The sequence below is a fragment of the Streptomonospora salina genome, from assembly GCF_014204715.1.
Taxonomy (GTDB): Bacteria; Actinomycetota; Actinomycetes; order Streptosporangiales; family Streptosporangiaceae; genus Streptomonospora; species Streptomonospora salina.
Window position 1 is genome coordinate 3,035,369 of record NZ_JACHLY010000001.1, and the last position, 23,801, is coordinate 3,059,169.

At 72.3% G+C, this 23,801-nt stretch carries 24 protein-coding genes and 2 pseudogenes; 13 read left to right on the forward strand and 13 right to left on the reverse strand.

The window, feature by feature from the left end; translation table 11 throughout:
- The first annotated feature begins 203 nt into the window (after positions 1 to 203).
- A complete protein-coding gene (locus HNR25_RS13885) occupies positions 204 to 629 on the forward strand; it encodes a C40 family peptidase (protein ID WP_312862538.1) in 426 nt (141 codons plus the stop codon).
- Positions 630 to 938: 309 nt separating this feature from the next.
- Here the strand turns inward: HNR25_RS13885 and HNR25_RS13890 are convergent, their stop codons facing one another.
- Both HNR25_RS13890 and HNR25_RS13895 read right to left on the reverse strand, forming a co-directional pair.
- Positions 939 to 1,259 (reverse strand): phosphatase, encoded by a 321-nt coding sequence (locus HNR25_RS13890; RefSeq protein WP_184635709.1) that lies wholly within the window; start codon positions 1,257 to 1,259, stop codon positions 939 to 941.
- Positions 1,260 to 1,946: 687 nt separating this feature from the next.
- Entirely contained in the window at positions 1,947 to 2,423 is a 477-nt protein-coding gene (locus tag HNR25_RS13895; RefSeq protein WP_184639301.1) for an ATP-binding protein, read from the reverse strand.
- On the opposite strand from HNR25_RS13895, the pseudogene HNR25_RS13900 reads away from it, so the two are divergent.
- The 3 genes and pseudogenes from HNR25_RS13900 to HNR25_RS27070 all read left to right on the forward strand — a co-directional run.
- Positions 2,381 to 2,677, forward strand: a pseudogene (locus HNR25_RS13900) (Scr1 family TA system antitoxin-like transcriptional regulator); the annotation flags it as partial. The gene HNR25_RS13895 and the pseudogene HNR25_RS13900 sit on opposite strands and share 43 nt — an antisense overlap.
- Positions 2,674 to 2,727, forward strand: a pseudogene (locus HNR25_RS27065) (hypothetical protein); the annotation flags it as partial. The pseudogenes HNR25_RS13900 and HNR25_RS27065, both read left to right, overlap by 4 nt.
- Positions 2,728 to 2,753: 26 nt before the next feature.
- A complete protein-coding gene (locus tag HNR25_RS27070) occupies positions 2,754 to 2,864 on the forward strand; it encodes a DUF397 domain-containing protein (RefSeq protein WP_376767500.1) in 111 nt (36 codons plus the stop codon).
- 389 nt (positions 2,865 to 3,253) lie between these two features.
- Here HNR25_RS27070 and HNR25_RS13910 read toward each other — a convergent pair whose 3' ends face one another.
- The 3 genes from HNR25_RS13910 to HNR25_RS13920 all read right to left on the reverse strand — a co-directional run bounded on the left by HNR25_RS13910 (position 3,254) and on the right by HNR25_RS13920 (position 5,397).
- Positions 3,254 to 3,871 (reverse strand): superoxide dismutase family protein, encoded by a 618-nt coding sequence (locus tag HNR25_RS13910; RefSeq protein WP_184635713.1) that lies wholly within the window; start codon positions 3,869 to 3,871, stop codon positions 3,254 to 3,256.
- Between the two features lie 129 nt (positions 3,872 to 4,000).
- Positions 4,001 to 4,504 carry a DUF3291 domain-containing protein gene (locus HNR25_RS13915; RefSeq protein WP_184635715.1) on the reverse strand — a complete coding sequence of 168 codons (504 nt, stop codon included), beginning with the start codon at positions 4,502 to 4,504 and terminating at the stop codon, positions 4,001 to 4,003.
- 32 nt (positions 4,505 to 4,536) lie between these two features.
- Positions 4,537 to 5,397 carry a helix-turn-helix transcriptional regulator gene (locus tag HNR25_RS13920; RefSeq protein WP_184635717.1) on the reverse strand — a complete coding sequence of 287 codons (861 nt, stop codon included), beginning with the start codon at positions 5,395 to 5,397 and terminating at the stop codon, positions 4,537 to 4,539.
- Between the two features lie 140 nt (positions 5,398 to 5,537).
- On the opposite strand from HNR25_RS13920, the gene HNR25_RS13925 reads away from it, so the two are divergent.
- The 7 genes from HNR25_RS13925 (at position 5,538) to HNR25_RS13955 (ending at position 15,558) form a co-directional block, all read left to right on the forward strand.
- Positions 5,538 to 7,100 (forward strand): SLC13 family permease, encoded by a 1,563-nt coding sequence (locus HNR25_RS13925; RefSeq protein ID WP_184635719.1) that lies wholly within the window; start codon positions 5,538 to 5,540, stop codon positions 7,098 to 7,100.
- A gap of 109 nt (positions 7,101 to 7,209) precedes the next feature.
- The gene (locus HNR25_RS13930; RefSeq protein ID WP_184635721.1) at positions 7,210 to 7,839 is read left to right on the forward strand and encodes a YigZ family protein; all 630 of its coding nucleotides are present in this window, start codon (positions 7,210 to 7,212) and stop codon (positions 7,837 to 7,839) included.
- Between the two features lie 137 nt (positions 7,840 to 7,976).
- Entirely contained in the window at positions 7,977 to 9,506 is a 1,530-nt protein-coding gene (locus HNR25_RS13935) for a hypothetical protein (RefSeq protein ID WP_184635723.1), read from the forward strand.
- A gap of 132 nt (positions 9,507 to 9,638) precedes the next feature.
- Positions 9,639 to 11,555 carry a methylmalonyl-CoA mutase family protein gene (locus HNR25_RS13940; protein WP_184635725.1) on the forward strand — a complete coding sequence of 639 codons (1,917 nt, stop codon included), beginning with the start codon at positions 9,639 to 9,641 and terminating at the stop codon, positions 11,553 to 11,555.
- The gene (gene scpA / locus HNR25_RS13945; RefSeq protein ID WP_184635727.1) at positions 11,552 to 13,783 is read left to right on the forward strand and encodes a methylmalonyl-CoA mutase; all 2,232 of its coding nucleotides are present in this window, start codon (positions 11,552 to 11,554) and stop codon (positions 13,781 to 13,783) included. Before HNR25_RS13940 ends, scpA begins: the two co-directional genes overlap by 4 nt.
- A 31-nt stretch (positions 13,784 to 13,814) precedes the next feature.
- Positions 13,815 to 14,873, forward strand: a complete 1,059-nt coding sequence (meaB, locus tag HNR25_RS13950) for a methylmalonyl Co-A mutase-associated GTPase MeaB (protein ID WP_184635729.1) — start codon at positions 13,815 to 13,817, stop codon at positions 14,871 to 14,873.
- A gap of 313 nt (positions 14,874 to 15,186) precedes the next feature.
- On the forward strand, positions 15,187 to 15,558 hold the full coding sequence (locus tag HNR25_RS13955; protein ID WP_040275996.1) for an STAS domain-containing protein: 372 nt from the start codon (positions 15,187 to 15,189) through the stop codon (positions 15,556 to 15,558).
- A gap of 165 nt (positions 15,559 to 15,723) precedes the next feature.
- Here the strand turns inward: HNR25_RS13955 and HNR25_RS13960 are convergent, their stop codons facing one another.
- A complete protein-coding gene (locus HNR25_RS13960) occupies positions 15,724 to 16,194 on the reverse strand; it encodes an NUDIX hydrolase (RefSeq protein WP_184635731.1) in 471 nt (156 codons plus the stop codon).
- Between the two features lie 112 nt (positions 16,195 to 16,306).
- Entirely contained in the window at positions 16,307 to 16,582 is a 276-nt protein-coding gene (locus tag HNR25_RS13965; RefSeq protein WP_184635733.1) for a DUF6504 family protein, read from the reverse strand.
- 316 nt (positions 16,583 to 16,898) lie between these two features.
- Here HNR25_RS13965 and HNR25_RS13970 point away from each other — a divergent pair, with 316 nt between their 5' ends.
- A complete protein-coding gene (locus HNR25_RS13970; RefSeq protein ID WP_184635735.1) occupies positions 16,899 to 17,558 on the forward strand; it encodes a TetR/AcrR family transcriptional regulator in 660 nt (219 codons plus the stop codon).
- Positions 17,559 to 17,579: 21 nt separating this feature from the next.
- On the opposite strand, the gene HNR25_RS13975 is transcribed toward HNR25_RS13970, so the two are convergent.
- The 5 genes from HNR25_RS13975 to HNR25_RS13995 form a co-directional block, all read right to left on the reverse strand.
- Complete coding sequence (locus HNR25_RS13975) at positions 17,580 to 18,287, reverse strand: M48 family metallopeptidase (RefSeq protein WP_312862539.1); 708 nt, start codon at positions 18,285 to 18,287, stop codon at positions 17,580 to 17,582.
- Between the two features lie 594 nt (positions 18,288 to 18,881).
- Complete coding sequence (locus HNR25_RS13980; protein ID WP_184635737.1) at positions 18,882 to 19,634, reverse strand: DivIVA domain-containing protein; 753 nt, start codon at positions 19,632 to 19,634, stop codon at positions 18,882 to 18,884.
- 270 nt (positions 19,635 to 19,904) lie between these two features.
- A complete protein-coding gene (locus tag HNR25_RS13985) occupies positions 19,905 to 21,110 on the reverse strand; it encodes a helix-turn-helix domain-containing protein (protein ID WP_184635740.1) in 1,206 nt (401 codons plus the stop codon).
- Between the two features lie 519 nt (positions 21,111 to 21,629).
- Positions 21,630 to 21,884 (reverse strand): GntR family transcriptional regulator, encoded by a 255-nt coding sequence (locus tag HNR25_RS13990; protein WP_184635742.1) that lies wholly within the window; start codon positions 21,882 to 21,884, stop codon positions 21,630 to 21,632.
- A gap of 166 nt (positions 21,885 to 22,050) precedes the next feature.
- Positions 22,051 to 22,260 (reverse strand): hypothetical protein, encoded by a 210-nt coding sequence (locus HNR25_RS13995; protein WP_184635744.1) that lies wholly within the window; start codon positions 22,258 to 22,260, stop codon positions 22,051 to 22,053.
- A 333-nt stretch (positions 22,261 to 22,593) separates the two neighbouring features.
- On the opposite strand from HNR25_RS13995, the gene HNR25_RS14000 reads away from it, so the two are divergent.
- Positions 22,594 to 22,929, forward strand: a complete 336-nt coding sequence (locus tag HNR25_RS14000) for a hypothetical protein (RefSeq protein WP_184635747.1) — start codon at positions 22,594 to 22,596, stop codon at positions 22,927 to 22,929.
- Between the two features lie 209 nt (positions 22,930 to 23,138).
- Here HNR25_RS14000 and HNR25_RS14005 read toward each other — a convergent pair whose 3' ends face one another.
- The gene (locus tag HNR25_RS14005; protein WP_184635749.1) at positions 23,139 to 23,726 is read right to left on the reverse strand and encodes a hypothetical protein; all 588 of its coding nucleotides are present in this window, start codon (positions 23,724 to 23,726) and stop codon (positions 23,139 to 23,141) included.
- Between the last annotated feature and the right edge of the window lie 75 nt (positions 23,727 to 23,801).

Below are 23,801 nucleotides of genomic sequence, written 5' to 3' on the forward strand. Positions count from 1 at the left end.
CGACGCGACACGCCAAGGCGACCATAAGGACAAGTACGGTCGGCCCCTGTGTTTCCCTATGGAACTGTGCCCCGGGGCACACCGCTTCGGGGGAAGCGAAATACGGGGGAACAACGAGCATGTCGATCGGATCCGTCCACCCGAAACCGGAAAACAGACCCAGCGTCCTGGTCAGGGCCGCATTGACCTTATCCTCCCTGGCGGTGCTCGCCGCATTCGGAATCGGTTCCGCCGCCCCTGCGGTCGCCGAAGAGCGGGTGCAGCAGGCGTCGAGCGTCGCCGGGAAAGCCGTTCAGCACGCGAAGAGCCAGGTAGGAAAGCCCTACCGGTACGGCGCCGAAGGACCGGGGGCCTTCGACTGCTCGGGCCTTGTGCAGTACGCCTACAAGAAGGCCGGCAAGAACATCAGCCGTACCACCTACACCCAGTTCGACCAGGGCAGGTCGGTCTCCTGGTCCAATCTGGAGCCCGGAGACCTCGTCTTCTTCTATTCCGGTCCGAGCCACGTCGGAATGTACGTCGGAAAAGGCCGCATGGTCCACGCGCCGAGTTCCGGTAAGAAGATCCAGACCACCAGGATGGCCGGCTACTACGGCCGGCATTTCGCAGGGGCCCGCCGCGTCGCCTGAGGCTCCGCCCGGTGCAGTGAGTCCGGGCGTCGAGACCGGCTGACCGCGCCGCCCTGCGGCCGCCGTCCGGCCGGGCGCCGCCGCACCCGCGCTCAGCAGCGCGCTGCGGCCGACCGCGCCCGGACGGCGGCCGCAGCGCCTGCGGACGCGCGGCTGCGGTAGGGGCGGCGGCATCGACGCGGTTCCCCGTTCTGGTACCGGGTTCTGCGGGCGGTACGGCGGCGGCACGCACAGCGGTGGACGGCGGCACCGGATGCGCGGCGTGCGCAGGCGCGGAACGCGGAAACGGGGGAGTCGGGTAAGCCGGGTTCAGCCCAGCACGATCGCGCCGGCCAGGATCGGATCGCCGAAGGTGGCCGGACCGCGGCCCGAGGCGATCGCCCGGCCGCCCTGGCAGGAGGTGCCGGCGAAGAGCGCGTACTTGGCCGCGGCCTCGGCCTCGATGGCCACCACACCGCCCTGCGCGGACTCCAGCGACCTGCAGCCGCCGGTGTCCACCACCTGTCGGTGCCCCGACTCGAAGGTCACGGTGACAGGGCGGACGGTGTCGCCGCTGTCGGAGCGCGTCGGGGACAGGGCGCCGGCGATGGTGGCGGACATCGTGGCCAGGTTGGTCGGGCGGATCGGCACGGTGCGGCTCTCGTTCCTCGGGTCCTCAGGAGGGCTGAGCGGTCATCACTCACAGTAATTAAACTAAAACCGAACGTGTCTATTGCGGATTGCGTGCGGTGTGTCGCCGCATCCGGGCGAATCCGGACCGGACACGCCCGAGACGGACTGGAAGAGCCGCGAGGGGCCGCGCCCCGGACCGCCGGCCCCGGGGGAGCTTCAGGAACCCTCCGGGACAACCGGAGTTGGGCGGGGCGGTGGTCGACGTGGTCGGCTTCCGTCCCGCTGACGTGCGTATACCCGGCCTGGTCCGGGAGAACGCGGGCGGGTGCGGCCGGGTGTCATCGGCCCCGGGAGAGGACGGGCTTGTCGACCGTGTCGGCGTCGTTGCGGATCCGGGGCCGCCTGGGGGGCAATGGGCGGCCCCGGCGGTTGATCCGGTGCGGCGGGCGTTCTGCCAGTGCTGCCAGGCGGTTTCCTGCTCCTGCAACCACGTCCACAGTTCGGCGGGGCGCATCCCGCCCGCGTGCCGGTCGCACACGCCGTGAGCGGTGGCGTCGGCGGGGGCGGGCCGGCGTCGGGTGGCGGTCCAGTACCACCCGCCGGGGGTGGGTTCGCACGTGATGTGCCAGGTGGCGCCGAAGCGGTGGTTGAGGTATCCGTGCGGGTCGTGGCCGCCGGGGCCGAGTTGGGCGTCGGGGATAGCGGTCATCGCGCGTGCTCCCGTGCCGTGCGGGCGCTTGCGCTGTCGGGCGTGCCGGTCGGTGCTTGGGTGAGGCTGAGCGTGAAGGAGATTCCGTTGCCTCCCGGCAGTGGTTGCCAGGTGTCGGCGACGGCCTCGACCAGTGCCAGGCCGCGCCCGTGATCGTCGGTGATCGAGGTTCGTGCGCGCTCGGGCCGGGTGGTGGTGCTGCCCGCGTCCTGGACCGCCACGGCCAGGGTGTGTCGGTCGGCGTGGACGTGGACGGTGAAGGTGGAGCCGGGGGCGCCGGTGGGCGTGTGGCGCAGGGTGTTGGTGGCGGTTTCCGACAGCAGGAGCACGGCTGTGGCGGTGGTCGCGTCGGGGATGCGCCCGGGGGTGCGGGTGAGGGTGTCCTCCAGCCAGCGGCGGGCGGTGCCGACCTGGTCCGGGGTGCCGTGAAGTAATGCAAAAGCAATTGGAACACCTCTATAAGGCGTCGCAATGGGACAACGTCGAAATACTCGTGGTTCCGCACCCTACATGGAACCATCCTGGCTTAGACGGTGGGTTCCGACTTCTTAAGCTTCCCGACGCCGGTACCATCCTGTACCTGGAAACAAGGGCCACCGGCGGTATCTTCATCGACGCCGCTACCGTGGATGAACACGTCTCGCTCTTGAGTGACCTGCGCGGCGCAGCTCTGCCTTTCGAGCCGTCCCGTGCACTAATCGAACGAGCACGAGGAGAGTTTGCATGACACCGATAGACGAAACCTGGCACAAATCGTCGTACAGCAACGCGGAAAGTAACTGCGTTGAAACAGCCCTGACCACATGCGGGGGGGCGCGGTGCGCGATACCCAAAACCGGAGCCTTGGGCACCTCGGATTCTCCAAGGATGAATGGGTAAGATTTCTAAAGGAAGTTAAGACGGGAATCCTGTAACGGCAAGCATCCGTGCATGGATATCGTCTCCTCTCGATAAAAAAGAGGAGATTCGCGGCGGTGGCGTCGGCAGAGCTGTATCTCCTCCCTGCCTCGACCTGACCCCTTTGGCTTCGGCTGAGGGGGTTTCGTCATGTCCGCCGGAGATTGTGTTCAATTCGCGGAGCGCCGCGGCCTGCGCGATTTCGCGTTTCTGCTGTTCTTGGGGATGCAAATCCGCCGTTGACCATGAGTGCGGATGTTCGAAGGATGCCTGGTGCGGGCACCACAACAGGTTGCGGAATGCTGGCGTGGGCGCTGCGCGCGGTCGGCCCCGTCGCCGCAGCCTCCCGGGTGTTCCGGAGCCGACCGGCTCCGCCCTCGGCGGTGCGCTCGGCGTGCCGGGACTGTCAGAGCGGGACGTTCACGCAGGCGAGGCGATCGCCCGCTGAACCGGCCTCCCCTGCGGTCGTCGCGGTGTGGTCGGCATGGAGTACGACCGAGCCGGCTTCGCCCTCGCGCGGATGCCAGTCGACGTCGGCGTCGGACTCGGCGACTCCGTCGCCGTCGGTGGTGAAGTCCAGCCAGACCTCGTTGTCGCCGTTGGCGTACTCGGGGTCGTTCGTGCTCCCTTCCGGCCCTTGCTCGTTCCGGTAGTGCGGTCCGGAGGCGTCGGGATCCTCGCCGCAGGGCCGCGTATGCAGGTGGGCGCCGTAGGCTTCGTCGGGTTGCAGGCCGCTCACCGCGAGCGTGAAGTCGGTTTCGGCGCCGGCGCGGGTGGCCTGCACCGTGACGCCGGATCCGGCCGGGACGGCCTGCTCGTCGTAGGTGATGGCCTCGGCGTCGGGAGAGTAGGTCTGGAACCGGGCGACGACGTGGGCGAGACCGGGGGCGCCCGCGTCGGCGGTCCCGTTCCCGGAGGGGGAGGGGGCGGCCGCCCCCTCGTCGTCGCCTTGGCGGCCGTCGCCGCATCCCGCGAGCAGCAGCGATGCTGCGGCTGCGCTGACGATGGCGCGGGTCAGTGACACGGCGATCCCCCCGATACCGGTTCGGCGTCCGGAACAAAGGATACTCCGGGTATCTCTGTCGTCACGAACAGTGGTGTTCGTGTTCCGGGGTTCACCGCGGCCGGGACCGCGTTCCGCCCCGCGCCCGGCTCAGTCGCGTGCGTCGGCCCGGGGTGCGGCGGGTGCGGCGGGTGTGCCGCTTTCCTGCGGCTCCGGTGGGAAGAACTCGGTGAATGTGAAGGCCTCGGGCGACGGGCCGCGGGAGCGCAGCACCTCCAGGCGGTCGCCGGCTTCCCGGAGGGTGGGGAGGTGGCCGGCCGGGACCCACCACAGCGCCGCGTGCACGGTGCTCAGCCGGGTGAACCAGTCGCGCCGGCGGCGCAGTGCGTCGAGGTGGTCGCTGCGGTAGGTGAAGTTCCACAGCGACTCGCGGTCCTGCCACACCGAGAGGTTCACCAGGATGTCGTCGCCGAACGGGCGCGCGGCGGTGGCGTCGTCGCTGCCCTCGTCGGTGTATCGCCACACGAATCCGGGGCTGGAGTCGGCCAGGGCGTTGACGGGTTCCAGGCGGGCGACGAACTCGGCCATGGAGGGGTCGTCGAGCGGTGCCTTGAGGGTGCCGATGTTGATCTGGGCCAGGTGGTGGTCGCTCATGCGGATCAGCATGCTCCCGACCCACTTCTATGTCAACGTGAATTGGTTTTGGAATTCCCGGAGGATGAGATCATCACGCAGCAGCCCTCCGCTGCCGGGGCCATGTCCGCGCGGAAGGCGTCGGCGCCCGCGCCGCGCAGCAGACCGCGCAGCAGCTCCAGGTTCATCCCGCAGGCCACCGGCGGATGGCTGCGGGCCACCGCGTCGAAGGGGCAGTTGCGCAGCCGGAGCGCGGGGTCGGCCGCAGGCGCCGCGGCGTCCGCGGCACCGCCCTGCGGCGGGTCCGCCGTCGGGTGCGGGGGGCCGTCGGCGGGGCCGGCGCCGCCGTCCGCGACGACGGGGACGGGTTCGTAACCGTGGCCCTGCAGCCAGCCGGCGAGCCCTTCCGCCGACACGGGACCGGACGTCGGGGGCGGCGCGTCCCGGGGCGCCGGCGTGTCCTCCGAAGTGCGGGACTCCGCCGCGCCGTCCGGTTCCGGCCGGGTGCGCGCGGCGCAAGCGGCGCCGCGGCGCTCGCCCTCGGCACGCGCGGCGGCGTAGAGCGCTTCCTCGGCGCCGGCGCGCTCGACCGCCTCGGCGAGCAGCCCGGCGGCCGTGCCGTAGTCGCGCGGCGGCAACTGGACGGCGTGCTCACGCGAGGAGCGGCGGTAGAGCTTGGCCGGACGGCCGGACCCGGGCCCGTCGCGTCCGGAGACTTTGCGCCGCTCCACCTCCAGCAGTCCTGCCTCCACGAGTTTGTCCAGGTGGAAAGCGGCCAGGTTGCGCCGGGCGCCCACGGCCTCGGCGGCCTCGGCGCGGGTGACCTCGCCGCCGCGGCCTGCGACGTAGTCGTAGAGCCGGTGGCGCAGCGGCTCGGCGAGGACGCTGACGGCGTCGATACCGGATCCGGTCATGCCCCCATTGTGCGCCGGGGCCGGGCCGGCCGGCGCACACGTCGTTGCGGGTTCGATACCGCACGGAGGGTTCACCCGCCCGACGACAGGTAGGGAACGTGTGATGTATGGCACTTGTGTGACGGATCCGAGGAGATCCCATGACGCAACCGACTGACTCCGGCCCGCACCCCTCCCCCGCGACAGGACCGGTCGGCGGCGGCGCGTCCACCGGCCCCGGCGAAAGCGCCGAAGGCGGCGACGGTCTCGCGCGCAAACGGATCGGTCTGGGGGCGGGGGCCGTCCTCGCCCTGGCCCTCTACCTCCTCCTCCCCGACTCCCTGGAGCACGCGGGCAAGGTCACCGCCGCTGTCGCCGCTCTGATGGCCGTCTGGTGGATGACCGAGGCCATACCGCTGCCGGCGACCGCGCTGCTGCCCCTCGTCCTGTTCCCCGTGCTTGTCGGTACCGACATCGCCGATGTGGCGGCCCCGTACGCCGACGACGTCATCTTCCTGTTCATGGGCGGCTTCATGCTGGCCATGGCGATGCAGCGGTGGAACCTGCACCGCCGCATCGCGCTGGTGGTCGTCGCCGCGGTCGGTACCGGACCGGTGATGCTCATCGCCGGATTCATGCTGGCCACGGCCTTCCTCACGATGTGGGTGAGCAACACAGCGACCACCGTGATGATGCTGCCGATCGGCCTGTCGGTGCTGGGCCTGGTCAACCAGCTGGGCGACGGCAAGGGCGACGCGAACTTCGCCACCGCGCTCATGCTGGGGATCGCCTACTCCGCCTCGATCGGCTCGGTGTCGACACTCATCGGCACTCCGCCCAACGCCTTCATGGCGGGCTACCTCTCCCAGAACCACGGCATCGACATCGGATTCGGCCAGTGGATGCTCGTGGGGCTGCCGCTGGCGGCCGTCTTCCTCGTGGTTTCCTGGCTGCTGCTGACGCGCGTGATCTACCCGCCCGGGATCCGCGAACTCCCCGGCGGCCGGCAGCTCATCCGCGACCAGCTCCACGAGATGGGGCCGATGTCGCGCGGCGAGTGGACGGTGCTCGCCGTCTTCGCCTGCGCGGCCGCGTCCTGGGTCGGCGTCCCGCTCCTGACCGACACCCCCGCCGTTGCCGACGCGCTGCCGTGGCTGGCCCACATCTCCGACGCGGGCATCGCCATGGCCGTGGCCGTGGCCCTGTTCCTCATCCCCGTGAAGCCGCGCCGGGGCGTGGCAGCACTCGACTGGCAGACCGCACTGCAACTGCCGTGGGGCATCCTCCTGCTGTTCGGCGGCGGCATCTCGCTGTCGGTGCGGTTCGAGGAGTCCGGACTGAGCGGCTGGATCGGTGAGCGGGTGGGCCTGCTCAGCGCGGTACCGGCCTGGGCGGTGGTGCTGATCGTCGCGGCCCTGGTCCTGCTGCTGACCGAACTGACCAGCAACACCGCCACCGCCACCATCTTCCTTCCGGTATTGGCGGGCGTCGCCGCCGGTCTCGGCCTGGACATCATGCTCCTGGTCGTGCCCGCGGCCCTCGCCGCGTCCCTGGCCTTCATGCTCCCGGTGGCCACCCCGCCCAACGCGATCGCGTTCGGCTCCGGCTACATCCGCATCGGCCAAATGGTGCGGGCGGGCGCCTGGCTGAACGTCTGCTCGGTGGTCCTCATCATGGCCACGATGTACGGGATCGCCTACTGGGTCTTCTCGATGGGCGGGTGAACCCCGCCTGCACCGGGGCCCGCCCCGCGTGCGCCCGCCTGCGCCGCGGCCGCCGCAGCGCAGGCGGGCGGGGCCGCTCCCGCCGCGCCCCGTACGATCGGACCCGGACATGCGAACCATCTCAAGCGGCGGCGAACACGAGCTGCAGATCAAGAAGTCCCGGTTCATCTGCGCTCTGGCCCGGGTGGACGACGAGGACGCGGCGCGGGCGTTCATCGCCGAGCGCCGGCGGCTGCATTGGAGCGCCGCGCACAACTGCACCGCCTACGTCGTCGGGGCCGGCGGCGACGTGCAGCGCTCCAGCGACGACGGCGAACCCTCCGGCACGGCCGGGGTGCCGATGCTGGAGGTGCTGCGCCACCGCGGCATCACCGACACCGCAGCCGTGGTCACCCGCTACTTCGGCGGCGTGAAACTCGGCGCCGGCGGGCTCATCCGCGCCTACGGCAGCGCCGTCGCCGCCGCCCTCGACGAGGTCGGCGTCCTGGAGCGGCGCACCCTCGCCGTCGTGACGGTCAGCGCCGACTACCTGATCGCGGGCAGGCTCGAAAGCGGGCTGCGCGAATCCGCCTACCGGGTGCAGGATGTGCGCTACGGAGCGGGCGTGGACGTCGACGTCGCCGTGGCCGAACCCGACCTGCCGGGGTTCGGCGCGTGGCTGGCCGAGGCCACCGGTGGCACGGCCCACTACGAGATCAGCGGCACCACCACCGTCGAAGTCGAACCGGGCTCCGACTGAGCGCACCGGCGCCCGCCCCTCGGCCCGAGTCCCCGCGTCCCGCGGGAGCGGCGCTCGCCCCGGCGGGCATGTGTGTGGGGCCGCCCCGCGCGTTCTAGGATTCCGGTACCTGATGTCGTCGTAGGGAGTGACCGGTCATGCGCACCTGGCGACGGGCGCCGCTGGCAGCGGCCGCGGGCGTCGCGCTGCTTGTCGCGGGGAGCGCCTGCACGTCCGACGACGAGACCGACGAGGCACCGGAGTCGCCGCGCCCGCTGCCCACCGCCTTCCACGGCGAACTCCCGCCGGGGGTGGGCGGCGATCCGCTGCGGCACTTGCACGGGCCCGGCGGCGAAGGCCCCGACATCCTCGACGACGACATGGGCGTGCGGCTCTCCTCGGTCGGCGACGCCTTCCTCATCAGCTCCAACAGCCAGGAGCGCCACCTGCTGCTGGACGCCGAGGACGGGCGGACGCTCTGGCGCGGCGAACGGCACATCCGGCGGTTCGGCCTGGACGCCGACGGATCGCAGGTGCTGGTCGCCGACGGCAGCGACGGCGGAACCGAGGTGATCGGCGACGACGGCGAGACCGTGTGGTCCGGCACGGGGGACCGGGCGTCCTTCGTCGGCGGCGCGGTGGTGCGCCGCCCCGCCGACTGGACCGCCGCGGACCCCTACGGCGACTACACGGTCCGCGCCCCGGACGGCGCGAAGCTGTGGGAGTACACCTTCCAGGCCCCTCCCGCCGCCGGGGAGGAGACGGGCGACGGCGGCACCGGGGACGACGCCGCCGACCCCGACCCCGACCCCGACCGCAACGGCGTGCCCGTCGCGGCCCGCGACGGCGTCCTGCTGCTCGACGACGGCCGCGGACTGCTGCAGGCGCGCGCCATCGGCGAGGACGACGCCGGAGAACTGCTGTGGAGCGTCGCCGGCGACGCCCCGGAGCTGGCCGGCGGCACCGACGTCCGGCGGCCCCGGCCCCAGGTCGTCGGCGGCTACGAGATCCCGGCGGGGTCCGAGGACGGCGCGACGACGGACCCGGGCGAGGACGGCACCGGAACCCCGCAGGACGAGCAGAGCTCCTCGCCGGGCCCCGACGCCGGCTCGCCCTCCGCTGCGCCCCCCTCGCCCGAGGGCACCGGAACCGCTTCCGGCGGCGGCGCGACACGCACCGCCGCACTGGTGCGCTGGACCGTCCCCGAAGAGCCCTCGGTGCTGTCGCTGCACGACCTGCACAGCGGCGATCTGCTGTGGAGCCTCGCCGAGCCCGGCGCCAACCCCTCCGCCGACGAGTTCGCGCCGCCCCCGCTGCAGGGCGCCCTCTACGAGCCGGACACGGGCACGGTACTGCTGCCGCAGGCCACCGGCGAGACCCCGCTGATCGCCGTCGACCTGGCGGCCGGCGAGATCCGCTGGCAGTTCGAGGACGAATTCGAGCAGGCGATCTCGCCCGCGCTGGCCATGGGCGGCTACATCTACGGCGACGCCCGCGGCAGCGGCGACGCCTCCGGTGCGCAAGTGGTGCTGAACGCCGAAGACAAGGACGTCGCAGCCGAAGGGATCGGCGCCTACGTCGAAACGGCCACCGACGACGGCTACAGCATCGTCGTCAGCGGCCGCCAACGCTTCGTCTTCCCGCCCGCCGGGGGCTCCGGAGACGGCGACACGCCCCCGGCCGACTAGGGGCGCCGTCCCCGCGCGCCTGCGGACCCCCGGATCCTCCGGGCGGCGGCTGCGGCCCGGACACCTCGGAGCGCCCGGCGGCCCTGCCCCGCATTGGCCCGCCGCGAGCGCGGTTGCCTAACATCCGGAGGTATGGAGACGCCGGATAGCGGTCCGCAGACCGCGCAAGGGGACGGGGCCGCCGGGCTTACGCTCGCGGACTTTCCCGAGGCCACGTACGAACGGTGGCGCGAACTCGTCGCCGGGGTGCTGAAGAAGACCGGCGCGGAGGTCGATCCCGACGATCCCGCGCCCGAGGAGGCGCTGGCCACCGACACCTACGACGGCATCCGGCTGCGCCCGCTGTACACCGACGGAGACACCCCCGACCCCGGTTATCCCGGCCTGGCGCCGTTCACCCGCGGCGGCCGCCCGCACGGCGGCGTCACCGACGGATGGGAGGTGCGCCAACAGCACCGCGACCCGCGCCCCGACCGCACCCGGCAGGCGGTGCTCGCCGACGCGGAGAACGGCGTGGGCGCGCTGTGGCTGGTCTGCGGCGGGTCCGGCGTCCCCGTCGCCGCGATCGGCGAGGTCCTGGCCGACGTCCACCTCGACTTCTGCCCGGTGACCCTCGAACCCGGCACCGACTACGCGGCGGCCGCCCGCGAGCTGGTGCGCGCCTGGACCGACCGGGGACTTCCCGCGAGTTCGGTGAGCGGCGGCCTGGGCATCGACCCGCTCAGCACCGCGGCCCGCACCGGCGAACCCGCCGAGGTCGGGCAGGCGGCGCACACCGCCGCCGCTTTCGCCGAGCGCCACCCCCGCCTGCGGCTCGTCACCGCCGACGCCACGCCCTACCACGAGGCCGGCGGATCCGACGCCCAGGAGCTGGGGGCCGCCGTGGCCGCGGGTGTGGCCTACCTGCGGGCGCTGACCGGCGAAGGGCTGGAACCGGCTGAGGCCGCCCGGCGTTTGGAGTTCCGTTTCGCCGCGACCGCCGACCAGTTCGCGACGATCGCCAAGCTCCGGGCGGCGCGGGCGATGTGGGACCGGGTGCTGGAGGCCTGCGGACTGGACGCCGCCGACCGCCCGCCCATGTACCAGCACGCCGCCACCTCGGCGGCCATGGCCACCCGCCGCGACGCCCACGTCAACATGGTCCGCACCACGCTCGCGTGCTTCGCCGCCGGCGCGGCCGGCGCCGACGCCGTGACGGTACTGCCGTTCGACTCCGCCCTGGGCCTGCCCGACGGCTTCGCGCGGCGCATCGCCCGCAACACCCACGCGCTGCTGGCGGAGGAGTCCCACCTCACCCGGGTCGTCGACCCCGCAGGCGGCTCGTACTACGTCGAGCGCCGCACCGCCGACCTCTACGGCGCCGGCTGGGCGTTCTTCCAGGAGCTGGAGGCCGCGGGCGGCATGGCCGAGGCGCTGGCGGGCGGTCTGGTCGCCGAGCGGATCGAGGAGGTGTGGCTTCGGCGCCGCGACGCCGTCGCCCACCGGCGCGACCCCATCACCGGCGTCAGCGAGTTCCCCGACCTCGACGAAGCTCCGATCGAGCGCGATCCGCACCCCGACGCGGCGCAACCGCCCGCCGCGGGCGGCGCGGCGCTGCCGCGGCGGCGCTACGCCCAGGAGTTCGAGCGGCTGCGCGACCGCTCCGACGCCCACCTCGCCGCGACCGGTGCGCGTCCGCGCGCCTATCTGGCCACGCTGGGGCCGGTCGCCGGCCACACCGCGCGCGCAGCGTTCGCCGGCAACCTGCTGCGCTCCGGCGGGATCGAGACCGTGGGCGCGGACTCCACCGGAGGCGCCGACGAAGCGGCAGCCGGCTTCCGCGGCAGCGGCGCCCGAATCGCCTGCCTGTGCGGCGACGATTCCCGCTACACCGAGCACGCCGCGGCTGCCGCCGCCGCGCTCAAGGAAGCCGGGGCCGAACGGGTGCTGCTGGCGGGGCGCCCGGAGGCCGCGCCCGCAGAGGCCCCGGTGGACGCGTTCTGCTTCGCCGGATGCGACGCGCCCGAGCTGTTGGCAGACCTGCACGACGCCCTGGGGGTGGCCGAATGATTCCCGACTTCAGCCGTATCGGACCCGGTGCCTTCGCCGACGGGTCCCGCGGATCCGGCGCCGGGGAACCCGCCGCCGCGTGGGCGCGGGCTTTCGAGGAAGCCGCCGGGAAGAGTCCCGAGTCGCTGACGTGGCAGACCCCCGAGGGGATCGGCGTGAAACCGCTTTACACGCCGGCCGACAGCGAAGGGATGGGGGCGGAAGGGCGGTTCCCGGGCGTTCCGCCCTACCTGCGCGGCCCCTACCCGACCATGTACGTCAACCAGCCCTGGACCGTCCGCCAGTACGCGGGGTTCTCCACCGCCCAGGAATCCAACGCCTTCTACCGGCGCAACCTGGCCGCCGGGCAGAAGGGGCTGTCGGTCGCCTTCGACCTGGCCACCCACCGCGGCTACGACTCCGACCACCCGCGCGTCACCGGTGACGTCGGCATGGCGGGCGTGGCGATCGACTCCATCTACGACATGCGCCGGCTCTTCGACGGCATCCCGCTGGACCGCATGAGCGTGTCGATGACCATGAACGGCGCGGTGCTGCCGGTGATGGCGCTGTACATCGTCGCCGCCGAGGAGCAGGGGGTGGCGCCCGAACAGCTGGCGGGCACCATCCAGAACGACATCCTCAAAGAGTTCATGGTCCGCAACACCTACATCTACCCGCCGCAGCCCTCCATGCGGATCATCTCCGACATCTTCGCCTACACGTCGCAGCGCATGCCGCGCTTCAACTCCATCTCGATCTCCGGTTACCACATGCAGGAAGCCGGGGCCACGGCCGACCTGGAGCTGGCCTACACGCTGGCCGACGGCATCGAGTACATCCGCGCCGGACGGCGCGCGGGCCTGGACGTCGACGCGTTCGCGCCGCGACTGTCGTTCTTCTGGGCGATCGGCATGAACTTCTTCATGGAGGTCGCCAAACTCCGGGCGGCGCGGCGGCTGTGGGCCGGGCTGGTGGGCTCCTTCGGGCCGGACGACCCCAAGTCGCTGTCGCTGCGCACCCATTCCCAGACGTCGGGCTGGTCGCTGGCCGCCCAAGACGTGTTCAGCAACGTGGTGCGCACCTGCGTCGAGGCGATGGCCGCCACCCAGGGCCACACCCAGTCGCTGCACACCAACGCGCTCGACGAGGCGCTCGCGCTGCCCGGCGACTTCTCCGCGCGCATCGCCCGCAACACCCAGCTGGTGCTGCAGCAGGAGTCGGGCACGACGAGCGTCATCGACCCGTGGGGCGGCAGCCACTACGTCGAGAGCCTCACCGCCCAGCTGGCCGACCGCGCCTGGGAGCACCTCGACGAGATCGAGCGGGCCGGCGGCATGGCCGCCGCGATCGACGCCGGCATCCCCAAGATGCGCATCGAGGAGGCCGCGGCCCGTACCCAGGCGCGCATCGATTCCGGCCGGCAGCCGGTCATCGGGGTGAACAAGTACCCGCCGGACTCCGAGGACGACATCGACGTGCTGCGCGTCGACAACAGCCGGGTGCGCGCCGAGCAGCTGGACAAGCTCGAACGGCTGCGCGCCGAGCGCGACGACTCCGCGGTACAGGCCGCCCTGGACCGGCTCAGCGCCGCGGCGGCGGCCGAGTCGGGCGGCGCGAGCCTGGAGAACAACCTGCTCGCCGCGGCCGTGGACGCCGCCCGGGCCAAGGCCACCGTCGGTGAGATCTCGGCGGCCATGGAGCGGGTCTTCGGCCGCCACGCGGGCCAGGTCCGTACCATCCAGGGTGTGTACCGAGACGAAGCCGGATCGTCCTCCGGCGCCGAGTCCGCCATGGCGGCCGTGACCGAGCGGGTGGGCACCTTCGAGGACAACGAGGGCCGCCGGCCGCGCATCCTCGTCGCCAAGATGGGCCAGGACGGCCACGACCGCGGGCAGAAGGTGATCGCCACCGCGTTCGCCGACCTCGGCTTCGACGTGGACGTGGGTCCGCTGTTCCAGACCCCGGCCGAGGTCGCCGCCCAGGCCGCCGAGTCCGACGTGCACATCGTCGGCGTCTCGTCGCTGGCGGCCGGACACCTGACCCTGGTGCCGTCGCTGCGCGCCGAGCTGGACGCGCTGGACCGGTCCGACATCGCGATCGTCGTAGGCGGGGTGATCCCTCCGGCCGACCACGACGCCCTGTACGAGGCCGGGGCCAGCGCGATCTTCCCGCCGGGCACCGTCATCGCCGAAGCCGCGCTGGGTCTGCTGGAGAGCCTGGAAACCGAGTTGGGCCACCCGTCGTGAGGCCCGCAGCGCGATCCGCCGGGGAGGCGCGGTGAGCCGCACGGTCGACATCGGCGCCTACGCCGAAGGGGTCCTGGCCGGGCACCGCCCCACGCTCGCCCGCGCCATCACCCTCGTGGAGTCCCGCCGGCCCGACCACGCCGAACTGGCCCAGCAGCTGCTGGTGCGGCTGCTGCCGCACGCGGGCGGCGCGCACCGCGTCGGCATCACCGGTGTTCCCGGGGTGGGCAAGTCGACCTTCATCGACACCGCGGGCACCCGGCTGACCGAGCGGGGCCACCGTGTCGCGGTCCTGGCCGTCGACCCTTCGTCCACGCGCAGCGGCGGGAGCATCCTCGGGGACAAGACCCGGATGGAGCGGCTGTCGATCGACCCGCAGGCGTTCGTGCGCCCGTCGCCCACGGCGGGCACGCTGGGCGGGGTCGCTCGGGCCACGCGCGCGACCATGGTGCTGATGGAGGCCGCGGGATTCGACATGGTGCTGGTCGAAACCGTCGGCGTGGGCCAGTCCGAGGTCGCGGTGGCCAACATGGTCGACTGCTTCTGCCTGCTGACTCTGGCGCGCACCGGGGACCAGCTGCAGGGGATCAAGAAGGGCGTGCTGGAGCTGGTCGACCTGGTCGCGGTGAACAAGGCCGACGGCCCGCACGAGGCCGACGCCCGCACGGCCGCACGGGAGCTGTCGCGTGCCCTGCGGATGCTGCAGCCGGTGCACCCGGACTGGCGGCCGCCGGTGCTGACCTGTAGCGGGCTGACCGGAGAGGGGATCGACGGGTTCTGGCAGACCGTCCGCGACCACCGCGGCACGCTGGAGGAGGCGGGCGAGTTCGCCGCCCGCCGCAGCCGCCAGCGGGTCGACTGGATGTGGGCGCAGGTGCGGGAACGCCTGATGGACAGCCTGACGGCGGATCCGCGGGTGCGCGAGGAGAGCCCGCGCCTGGAGGACGGGGTCCGCGCGGGGCGGATTCCCGCCGCGTTGGCGGCCGAGCGGATCCTCGCCGCGTTCGCGGGGCCGGGGTTCGGGGGCGGACCGGGTGCCGACGATGCGCGTCGGGGACGGGATTCGTCACATCACCCGGAGAGCCCGTGATCGCGGGGGTGGACGGCGGGCATGCAACAGGTCACAATAGCGGCGCGTCTGGATTGCCGTTCATGTGGAGAAAATACTTGCGCTACGGCATTCCCGTCGGACGACTGGGCTAATACCGTATGTGGTCGAAGGCCTACGGAATCAGGGCGCCGACGCTCGGCGTCCCGGCACGTCGGCGCCGGTCGCTCCGCGAGTCCCCCGCCGGCGGTCGCAGCCGAGAGGAACCGCGGATGGACCCCTACCGAAATCCGCAGTTGTCCGTAGGGTGAGCAAGGGGACCCCTCATCGACACGTGGGGCTGGGAGGAGTGAACGTGCAGAGGCTTGGGCTGAGTACCCGGGTCGAGAATCACAGTGTGATCGTGAGTGTCGAGGGCGACCTCGACATCGCGACCGCCGACGACCTCCACGAGCATGTCCTGTCCGCGATCGACAAGCACGGGCCGTGGCTGATCCTCGATCTGACCGGGCTGGAGTTCATGGACTCCAGCGGTCTGAACGTCGTCATCAACGCCTACCGTGCCGTCAAGGAGCACGGTGGCAGCCTTGCGCTGGCCGCGCCGAACGAACGGGTGACCAAAGTCGTCCGCCTCGTCGGCCTGCACCGGCAGGTTCCGGTCCACAATTCCGTTTCGGCGGCGGTCAACGCCATGGAGCTGCTGGAGAGCAAGCAGCAGGCGGGCTGAGCGCCCGCACCGCCATGGCCGCCCGCGCCGCGGCGCGTGGCGCCCCGGGGGTCCGGGGTCGCCGCGGTGCCGTGCACAGGAACGCATACGACACGCAGCCTCGACGGCCCGCCGGAGGCGCCGCGCGCCCCGCGTTCTCCGGTCCCGCCGAGTGCGCGGTCCGCGTTACGGGGCCGTGTAGTAGGCCTCGCCCTCCTCGCGGGCGTGGGCGATGCGGCGCATGATGCGCTCGTTCATCGCGGGCATCCGCTCCGGGGCGAACCAGCCGACCTCCAAGGACTCGTCTTCGTCGGCGTGTGCGCTGCCGCCCGCCGGGCGGCAGCGGAAGGCGATGTCCATGAACTGCACCCGGTCGCCGTTGGGATAGGTGAACGGCGGCTCGGTGACGACGCTGGCGATCCGCTCGGGAACCACGTCGACGCCGGTCTCCTCGGCGACCTCGCGGACGAGGGCGGCCGCCGGCTGCTCACCGGGCTCCAGGATGCCGCCGGGGGTGCTCCAGGATCCGTCGTCCGCCCGCCGGTGCAGCAGGACCTCCCCCGACTCCGCTATGACCACGGCCGTCACGCCGGTCAGCCAGAGTGGTTCGTGGCCGACGTGCTTGCGCAGGCTGAGGATGAACTCCGGTGTGGCCATGGCACCGAGATTACCCAGCCGGGGCGGCGACGGCGGGGCCCGCGTGCAGGTGCGGCGCGGGCTCGGTTGCGCCGCCCGGCCGTGGCGGGCGGGACGGCCGGGCGGCGGGAGGTCATCCCCACAGGCGGCGCATCGTCCAATCGCCGGTGGTGTCGTCGCAGGTGATGTCGGCGATGCTGAGTTCGCCTTCGGGCGACTCGGCGGCCACGCGGACCAGCCGTACGTCGGTGGCCGTGGCCTGAGCGCCGCCGCGGGAGGCGGGCTTGCCCGGCGACGACCACGTGCCGATGACGCGCCGGACACGGTAGGTGTGGTCGCGCCAGGCGAAGAACGCAGGGTGGCCGCCGGTGGTCGATCTGACGTCGATCCGTTCGTTGTAGAGACTCACCCGGGAAGTGTATCGAACCTGTGTTCGATCGCGCATCGGGTTCGGGCGTGTCGCGGCGGTTTCACCAGCCTAGGGCCGGTGCCGGCGCCGCTGTCGGAGTACGCGCCGCCGCGGCCGGATCGGGGCCTGCGGTCGTATTCGCGACCTGCGCGGACGTCGCCGCTTCCGGTTCCGGCCACGGCGTTCGCCGCGGCGTTGCGCGCGGACGGGTGCGCACACTGCGGCGGATCCGTCGGGGTCGTGCGCAGCGACCGACCGGATGGTATGTCTATCCTGGAAGCCGCTCCAGCATGAAGGCCGGAAGACGGGAAGACGCATGCAGAACACGGACGGCTCCGAGCGGCCGGCGACCGCACCCGACCGCAGCCTCGCGGTTCCCGACCGGCTGCTCTCGGCCGCTTCGCGGCTCTTCGCCGATCGCGGCTTCGAGCGGACCTCGGTGCAGGAGCTCGTTTCGGCCGCCGGGGTGACCAAGGGGGCGATGTACCACTACTTCACCTCCAAGGACGACCTGCTGTACGCGATCTATCAGCGTGTGCTGACGATGCAGATGGAGCGGCTGAACCGGTTCGCCGGTGCCCGAGGGACCCCGCGCGAGCGGTTGTACGGCGCCGCGGCCGACGTCGTGCACACCACGGTGGACAACCTCGACGACACCCGGATCTTCTTCCGGTCGCTGCACATGCTCTCCGACGACCGGCAGACCGCCGTGCGCAAGGAGCGCCGCCAGTACCACGAACGCTTCCGTGCCATCGTCGAAGAAGGGCGGCGCAGCGGCGAATTCCGCGCCGACGTGCCCGCCGACATCGCCGTCACCCAGTATTTCGGCGCCGTCCACCACCTCAGTACGTGGTACCACGGCGCCGGCGAGCTCACCGGCGCGCAGGTGGGCGCCTACTTCGCCGACCTGCTGCTGTCGGGCCTGACTCCGGATGAGCCGGGCGGCGCGGATCCGCCGGGGCCCGCCGTGCAGTGAGCGGGGGACGTCCGCGCGGTCTCAGAAGAAGACGCGCCCCGGGCGGGCGGGGTCGCGCAGAGCGGCCATGCGCTTGGTGTTGGCGGGGCGGCTGGACAGCAGGTTGTACAGGAGCAGGAACAGCCCGCGGTCGGTGCGCGCCCGCTCGGCCATCTCGCTCATGTTGACCTGCTCGTACAACCGGGTGCCGCCGGCGAGCAGCCGGATCGCGTGCACGCCTTCGGGGCAGTGCGCGTGCGCGTGGTCGTCGGCGGTGTACTCCATCGCCCGCGACAGCGACGGTCCCAGCAGGGGCACCAGGCGCCCCGGTGCCGTCGAGGCTCGCAGCCAGAGGGACGCGTGGCCCGCCGCGATGTGGCCCAACTGGTGCGCGACCACGAAGCGCAGAGCGTCGGGGTCGCGCACCCCGCCGCCGGTCTCGAACAAATCGCCCGGGACGACGATGTAGCGCCGCCGACCGTGGCCGGGGGCCCAGGCGCGCTGCCCGCCGGCGACCGGCCACACGTAGGCGTCGGGCGCGCACGGTAGCCCCATCCGGGCGCTGAGCAGGCGGATCGCGTGGTCGGCGGCGGGGAACTGCGTCGGGGAGATCCGCACCGACTGCGCCCGCTGCCGGGCGTGCCGCAGCCCGCTCGACGCCCAGCAGCCGACCGGTATCCCGGTGAGCACGAGCGCTGCGGCCCACAGTGCGGCGCCGCCGGGTGCCGTCCACAGGATGTGGACGGACACGGCCGGGACGGACGCGGTCACCAGCGCCGCTGCGGCAGCCAGCGGCCACTCCCAGGGGTGCCGGGAGACGCAGGGGGCGTCGGCCGGCGTCCCCGCTTCGGTGCGCGGACCGGAACCGGGCGGTGCCGGTGACGGGCGCGGCGGTACCCGGCCGGAACCCCCGCCCGGGCGGGCGGGGAGGGGCTGCGGTTCCCGCCGGGTGAGCGCCGCAGGCCCCCCGGCGGCGGACGTGTGCCCGGGGCGCGGCCGTGTGGCGGAGCGCAGCGGTGGGAGGCGGTGCTGACCGCTGCCGGAGGCCGCCGTTCGCGTCATGGTGCTGCCCTCCTCCGCGTCCGTCGTGCCAGTTCCGACACGCGCGTGTACGTCAAGTTATCGCATATAACTGTCAGTATCGGATGGAGGTGCCGGAGATTTGGGCGTGTCCGGAGGCAGGGACCCTGGGGCGCGGCCGGATCCGGGCCGGTCCGCGGACCGCAGCCCCCGGTCCGCAGTCCCCGGTCCGCAGTCCGCGCCCGCGGAGGGTGCGGTGAGCAGGGCCGGGACGCGGGAGCGCGGCGATCGGGGATGCGCCGCCCACCAGTGCCCGGGCCCGGGCTAGTCGGTGCCTTCGTAGTGGCGGAACTCGTGGGCGAGGAAGTCCAGGAAGGCGTCGACTTGGGCCGGGTCGTAGCCGGGCCGCGCCCGCGTCGTCGAGAACTTGACGCGGTCCACCTGGGAGCCCGTCAGCGGCGCGCGCTCGGGGTGACCGTGAACCAGGGCCTCCAGCGTGGCTTCGGCGCTGTCGAGGAAGGCGTCGACCTCCTCCTCGTGGTAACCGGTGGTGAGCCGGGTCGTGGAGAACTGCTGGTTGCGGATGTCCTCCGGCCGCAGCGGCGCGCGCCCGGCCTGCGCCGACGGCGGAGGACCGAGGGGGCGGGCCGGCGGGGGCGCGGGGTCCGTCGGAGCGGGATCCGGTGGAGGAGGCGGCGGGGCGGGCCCGGCGCCGTGCCGCGCGGGCGGCGGTTGCGGCGGTTGCGGCGGTCCGTGCCCGGGCTGCGGACCGATGGCGGGCCAGGCCGCCTCGGAGGGGTGGATAAGGCCGTGCGCCCGCAGTTCGGCGGCGACGATGTCGAGGAAGGCGTCGACCTCCTGCTCGTCGTATCCGGGACTCAGGCGTGTAGTCCGGAACTTCGCGTGCTCGACCTCCTCGGCTGTTATGGGCGGCCCGCTGCGCAGGCCCCCTTGGAGGCCCGCGAACGTGGCCTCCACCCGATCGAGCAGCTGGTCGACGTCATCCTCGTTATAGCCCGGGCGCAAGCGCACCGTGTTGAATTGCTTGTTTCGGATGTCACCGGGTGTCAGAGGCATGGCTACATTGTGCCGATTCTTCGGCGGACGGTGGGCGAAGGCGCCTCGGTCAGCGTCGTGAACCGGTCCGGCGCCCGCCGTGCGCCCGCCGGCGGCGTGCGAGGCCACCATGACCGCACGTGGGTGGACCGACGTCGGGTATTACTCGGATACCGGTGTCAGCGGTCGGGATCCCGACGCCACGCCGGTCCGGTTCCAGCGAGCGTAGGGACGCCGCGCGCGGCGGACGCACAGACGTCGCAGTGGCCATCGCGGGTCTGGAACCTCGTGTCATGCCCGGGAGCGGCTCGCGTCCAAAACGGCCCGCACCTCCGGCACGTCCCGGAAGTCCGAAAGTCGCGACAGCACCGCGCGGACACGATCCGATGCCCGCGCGGAGGCGACATCGCCGGCCAGCGCGACCACCCGGGCCGCGACCTCCGCCGCTTGCTCCGGCTCGTTGGCGTCCGCGTAGGCCACGGCTAGCCACGACTCGTACAAGGCCCGCTCCCGCGTGGACGTTGCCGGGTAGTCGCGGAGCACGCGAGAGAGTAGCGGGACGGCCCGGAGCGGTCGCCGGAGTTCCGTGTACACCCGCGCGTCCATGACCTCCAGTTCCGACTCATCTACCCAATAGGCCCAATCGGGAGCGTCCCCGTCGGCTTCCGACAGCGCCTCGTGTGCCTCCGCCAGCGCCCGTACAGCCGCTTGCGCGTCCCCGGCTTGCGTGTGTGCCCACGCGGCCCGGTCATGGAACAGAGCACGCGTCTTCCCGGGAGCCTCCGGCCCGGCTTCTGCGACGGCCGCAACGGACAGCGCGACGCCGTCGGCAACGCGGCCGTTGTTGGACCGGTGGTAAGCCAGCGACCCCGCAAGTTGCGCCGCGAGCGGAGCGTCCTCGGCTTCCCGGGCCGCGTCCAGGCCGAGACGGTATGTCGGCTCCGCGCGCGCGTCCGCCGCGTCGGATGCCACCCAGCCGGCAACCTGTGCCAGTTCCCCGACGGCTCGGAGCAGTTCCCGCCGGACGGCGTGGCTGTGGGCCGATTCGCGGAGCACGCGAAGGGCCGCGTCCAACTCCCGGAACGCGGGGACGATCACGTCGCCCCCGGCTAGTACATCGTCGGCAAGCCGCAGGCCGTGCGCACGCGCCGCGAGATCATCCGCCGTCGTCTGGCCGACGCGGCGGCCCGTACGGGACCGGAGCGGCGCGACAGCATCCCCGGGCGGCAACAGAGCGGCTAGCGTCTCCGGCGGTTCGGGGCCGCTGTCGGCGACGGTGGCGCGCTCAAGCGTCCCTCGTGGAGCTCCCAGCACCTCCGCGAGCACAGGGAGCCATACGCGCGGGACGCGTTTCCCGCGCTCCCAGCGGGACACGTCGTGCCGCGTCACCGTAGGCCGCTCGGCCGCGGAGCACAGCGCTTCCGCTAAGCGCGCTTGCGACCATCCCCGGGACTCTCGGAAACGGCGCAGCATCGCGGGAAGCGGTTCGCCGGTCATGTCTCCAGTGTGGCCTATGGGCCCACAGCAGGGCCCACAGTTGGGCACCTCCGCCGCGGCAGTGCGCGCGGGACGCTTGCCGGCATGAACAGTGACACCAGCGACGCGGCGACGCTGGAACGGCTCAACCGCGAATACCCCTGTGGCGCGTATGGCGCTCCCGCGACGAACGGGGCCGCCCGGCGGCATGGGTGGCCAGCGTCTGCCGGGATGACTCCCTGTTCGGGCCCACGCTTCACGAGACGACGGCCGAACGGTTGGAAGCCCGGTTACAGCACCCGCCCCGGGCCCGCGGACTGTCCGTGGAAGCGATGCAGCGCGGGAGTCACGTGTAGACGGCCGCGCGGTCGGCGGTCCGTCCGTGGCCTTCCCACGTCGGCCGTGCGGATTTCCGAAGATTGCCGCATCCGGGCCGCGCGCGGAGCTGCGGCCCCACGTCGGCCGCGCGGGTACGGGCGGCCCGGGGCCCGGTTGGACACGGCTACGGGTTGACCCTCGTCGGCCGTGTAGACACGGCGGTTAGTCCGGATCCGCTACGTACGTCCCGCGCTGCGGAACCGTGTACGCATCCCCGTCCTGCACGAGCACCGCGATAGCGCGCCGGACCGTTGTCCGTGCAAGTCCGAACTCCTGTACAAGATCTTTCTCTGTCGCTATGCGCTCGTTTGGTGCCCAGTCTCCGCGAGCGATGCGGGCTCGCAGGATGCCCGCGAGCTGCATATACGGGGTTACCGGTCCCGTCGGATCGATCTCGGCATCGGGGTCGTACGTCATAGCTCGAAGCTATTCGCATCAGGTCAAGTCGCTTTCAAGAGATACGCCGCTGGACGTATCGATACGTAGCGCTACACTGGGAAGCTCAACCAAAAGCAGAGCCCCGGCGGCGATGGTGGTCGCCCCGGGGCCGGACAACCGAAAGGACCGGTTGCCAGTGAGAATCCTAGTTGGCTTTCTGCACGCGTGCATGCGCCTCGTCCGCCCGTCCCGGGGCCTCCACGCTGCCCCGCGTCACCTCGTCATGGACGAGGCCCCCACGCGGCGGGAAGCGCAGCGCGCGGAGCGTGTCGACCGCTCTCGGCTGGACGTCGCGGTGCCGGCCGATATCGCCGCAACCGCCGGGACCGGGGTTGCCTGAGATGATCGATTTCACCTGGTATGGCGAATGCACATCCTCCGCCACCCTCGTCTTGGAGGGATACGCCAACGACCCCGGGCACGCGCACGGCGCGCTTGTGATGGTGCTCAACGCATGCGCGGCCTGTGCGCAACCGCTCGCGGAGGCGCATATGTGCGACCTGACGGTCTATCGCACGGTTGCGGGCCGCCCGCGCTCCTGCGGGGACGCGATCCTGTACGACCGCGACGAGGCGGGCCCGGACGGCCCGGCCCCGGCGGCCCCGCTGGCCCCGACTACGGCTCCGGCCCCGGTGACTACACCGACACCGACGAGGCGGCCCCGGCCGTGAAGGAAGGAGGAATTCCCGTGGCTCCCGATATCGAAGACCCGGCCGGAACCCCGGGAGGCGATCCGGCCGCGTACACCGTGGTCTCCGCCGTCGGCGGGCCGGTGCTCGGCCGCGTGTTGGCCGACGAGGCCGGGGACCGCTGGACCCCCGTGGTCACGGTCGCTGGCCGTGACGTGCTCGGCCCGCCGTTCCCCGCCTTCGGGGACGCGGCGCTGTGGGTCTGCGCAAGGCTGACTGTGGTGCTGGACGCGCCGCGCAGCACGGCAGGGGAAACAAGCCCGCTCTCGGTTCTGGAGCACGGGTATAAGAGGCACGGCGCAATATGGACCAGTGGGTACGAGGGCTACGACTAGTCACTGGCCGCCGCGAACGAGGGGTCGTCCGGAGCTTCCGGGCGGCCCTTTCGCATGTCCCCATCAGCGCATTCGTATACGGATGTCACCGGGTGTCAGAGGCATGGCTACATTGTGCCGATTCTTCGGCGGGCGGTGGGCGAAGGCACCCCGGTCAGCGTCGTGAACCGGTGCGGCGCCCGCCGGCGCACGGCGGCCTTCGGCGGCTTTCAATCCGGCCCCGGCCCCGGCCCGCTTTCCAGCTCGGCGCAGACGGCGTCGACGGCGGCGTCGACCTGGGCGCGGTCGTAGCCGCGCAGGGCCCTGGGCAGTGCGCCGCGGCGTTCGCGCAGGCGCGCGGCCGCGGCGCGGGCCCGATCCGTGTCGCTCTCGCCGCTGCGCAGCGCCTCCAGCTCCGCGGTCCCCGCGTCGAGCAGCTCCACCGCGGCGGCCGCGTGGTAGCCGCGCAGCACCCGGTCGAAGGCGGGCTCCGGCGGCTGCAGCGCCGGTTCCGGCGCCTGCGGGGCGGGCTCTTCGCCGTGCACCTCCGCCAGGCGGGTCAGCAGGAGGTCGAAGGCGGTGTGCACGTGGCCGCGGTCGTAGCCGCGCAGCACGACGTCGAACGCGGCCCTTTCGCGCGCCTGGGCGGGTGTGACGGCGCCGTCGGCGGCGGGATCGGCGATACTGCGCTGCATCGTCTCCAGCAGCGTAAGGACCTGGGCACGGTCGTAGCCCCGCAGGACCGCGTCGAATTCGAGCCGAAGTTCGGACACGTCCCGCTGATGGCCGACCGGGAATTCGGGGGATAAATCGGTCATTGTGCGATTATCGGGCATCGTTCGGCGGCGCGGAACCCGTCGAGGTGTCCGGAACCGGGCACACGTCCGTCCGGC

Excerpts from the sequence above, each read along its gene's own strand:
- HNR25_RS13930 (WP_184635721.1), top strand. The coding sequence starts at position 7,210 with ATGCGAACCATCTCAAGCGGCGGCGAACACGAGCTGCAGATCAAGAAG.
- HNR25_RS13970 (WP_184635735.1), top strand. The coding sequence starts at position 16,899 with ATGCAGAACACGGACGGCTCCGAGCGGCCGGCGACCGCACCCGACCGC.
- HNR25_RS13990 (WP_184635742.1), bottom strand. The coding sequence starts at position 21,884 with ATGACGTACGACCCCGATGCCGAGATCGATCCGACGGGACCGGTAACC.
- HNR25_RS13985 (WP_184635740.1), bottom strand. The coding sequence starts at position 21,110 with ATGACCGGCGAACCGCTTCCCGCGATGCTGCGCCGTTTCCGAGAGTCC.
- HNR25_RS13915 (WP_184635715.1), bottom strand. The coding sequence starts at position 4,504 with ATGAGCGACCACCACCTGGCCCAGATCAACATCGGCACCCTCAAGGCA.
- HNR25_RS13980 (WP_184635737.1), bottom strand. The coding sequence starts at position 19,634 with ATGCCTCTGACACCCGGTGACATCCGAAACAAGCAATTCAACACGGTG.
- HNR25_RS13940 (WP_184635725.1), top strand. The coding sequence starts at position 9,639 with ATGGAGACGCCGGATAGCGGTCCGCAGACCGCGCAAGGGGACGGGGCC.
- scpA (WP_184635727.1), top strand. The coding sequence starts at position 11,552 with ATGATTCCCGACTTCAGCCGTATCGGACCCGGTGCCTTCGCCGACGGG.
- HNR25_RS13925 (WP_184635719.1), top strand. The coding sequence starts at position 5,538 with ATGACGCAACCGACTGACTCCGGCCCGCACCCCTCCCCCGCGACAGGA.
- HNR25_RS13920 (WP_184635717.1), bottom strand. The coding sequence starts at position 5,397 with ATGACCGGATCCGGTATCGACGCCGTCAGCGTCCTCGCCGAGCCGCTG.
- HNR25_RS13935 (WP_184635723.1), top strand. The coding sequence starts at position 7,977 with ATGCGCACCTGGCGACGGGCGCCGCTGGCAGCGGCCGCGGGCGTCGCG.
- HNR25_RS14005 (WP_184635749.1), bottom strand. The coding sequence starts at position 23,726 with ATGACCGATTTATCCCCCGAATTCCCGGTCGGCCATCAGCGGGACGTG.
- HNR25_RS27070 (WP_376767500.1), top strand. The coding sequence starts at position 2,754 with ATGCGGGGGGGCGCGGTGCGCGATACCCAAAACCGGAGCCTTGGGCAC.
- HNR25_RS13960 (WP_184635731.1), bottom strand. The coding sequence starts at position 16,194 with ATGGCCACACCGGAGTTCATCCTCAGCCTGCGCAAGCACGTCGGCCAC.